Origin of the sequence: Pseudomonas brassicacearum, assembly GCF_003732265.1 — a bacterium.
Taxonomy (GTDB): Bacteria; Pseudomonadota; Gammaproteobacteria; order Pseudomonadales; family Pseudomonadaceae; genus Aquipseudomonas; species Aquipseudomonas brassicacearum_D.
Genome location: NZ_MOBK01000177.1, coordinates 1 through 560, shown reverse-complemented (window position 1 = coordinate 560; position 560 = coordinate 1). Strand labels below are relative to the sequence as shown.

At 59.6% G+C, this 560-nt stretch carries 1 protein-coding gene and 1 pseudogene; both read right to left on the bottom strand.

The genetic code is table 11. The annotated features are described in order from the left end of the window. Positions 1-216 (bottom strand): PAAR domain-containing protein (locus tag BK660_RS30685; RefSeq protein WP_185045282.1); only part of this gene is annotated, 216 nt, incomplete at its 3' end. A gap of 135 nt (positions 217-351) precedes the next feature. Beyond that, positions 352-560: pseudogene (locus tag BK660_RS30680) on the bottom strand (ribonuclease); the annotation flags it as partial.

The window sequence follows — 560 nt, the reverse complement described above, 5'->3', positions numbered from 1 at the left end:
GCTGTCCAGCGTCGCAGCGTTCAAGCCATTAATGAACACCGTCGACGCAATAGCACCGGTAATCGGGCTGCCGCAGGCAGATTTGTCAGTCATTCGCGCAGCCGCCAGACCGTCGAAATTGACATTCGGCGAGCCACTGGCTATGGGATTGGTGCCATGTCCCGGCAATGGGCAGGCGGTTGGATCGGTGACGCGGGCGGCGGGTTTTCCGCTCATGAACAGCTCCTTGCAATGTAATCTGGTCATCCTTTCGGGGGTGCAAGCATGCGGGAGTTCGCCGGGTACTTCAAACCTTCAGACCAAAAAAGGCGCCCGATCGGGCGCCTTTCCTGTTCATGGAAACTGCTCGTATCAGCGCGACGGCGGCACTCGAATATCCCCCGCCCGACACTGGGTTTTCACGCCCTTGCCACACGCACCGAACTGCAGATCCTTGCCCATGCACACGCGCACTTCCGACAGTTCCGGGCCGCTGCAAATGACCGCGATGCCATCGGCCGGAATCCCCGGGTTGGCTTTACGGAACAAGTCGGCGATTTCCTGGGCCTCGAAGTAATACG